The organism is Occallatibacter sp. FHG110214_02 (assembly GCF_059115385.1).
In genome coordinates, this window is sequence record NZ_JBZYWK010000047.1 from 1 (window position 1) to 854 (window position 854).

Genomic DNA, 854 nt, shown 5'->3' on the forward strand with positions numbered 1-854 from the left:
ACGATGAGGCTACCCTAAGCCTCCAGGTCGCGGGCCAGCAGGAGGCTTCTTCCAGTGCTTCTCTCTACAGCTTCTCCATCCAGAGTTCCGGAGGTGGGTCGGAAGGCTACGACGCCGTGGGCAACGTCACCGGCTACACCGACTCAGTGAATGGAAGCTGGTCGTTCACCTACGATTCGCTCAACCGTCTTGCCACGGCTGCCGGCTCGCAGGACAACAACCCTTATCCGAACTACTGCTGGCAGTATGACAGCTTCGGCAACCGCCTGGCGCAGTCCAGCTCATCCACGGCGTATTCTTCTTCCAGCGGCGGCGCTAACTCCTGCCCATCTGGTTCCGGATCGCAGTCCAGTGCTAGTTATAATGCCAACAATCAGATTTCCGATGGCCTGCACCAATACGATGCCGCGGGCGATTTAACCCAGGATGCTACGGCGGGAAATTCGTATCTTTATGACGGAGAGGGGCGTGTTTGCGCGGTGCGGCAGTCTATTGTAGGACTCGCGCTCATGACCCAATACCTGTACGACGCCGAGGGCCATCGAGTGGCAAAAGGCTCGATCTCGACCTTCAGTTGCGATACCACCACCAACGGCTTTACTGCTACAACTGTCTATGTACTTGGCCCCAGCGGGGAACAGATGACTGAGATGGCAAACAACTCCGGCGCCTGGCAGTGGGCGCACACGAACGTTTACGCTCCGGGACTGAGCGCTACGTATGATGCCGATCTCACAGGCCAGACGGAGGGAAAGATGTACTTCCATCTCTCGGACTGGCTGGGAACCCGACGCCAGCAGACCGATTATGCCGGCAACCCGGTGCTTAACTTTACCGGGCTGCCTTACGGCGAC

At 58.2% G+C, this 854-nt stretch carries 1 protein-coding gene; it reads left to right on the top strand.

Translation table 11 applies throughout. From position 1 onward, the window contains the following. A partial coding sequence (locus AC5S3R_RS19975) for an RHS repeat domain-containing protein (RefSeq protein WP_494268958.1) occupies positions 1–854 on the top strand: 854 nt, incomplete at both ends.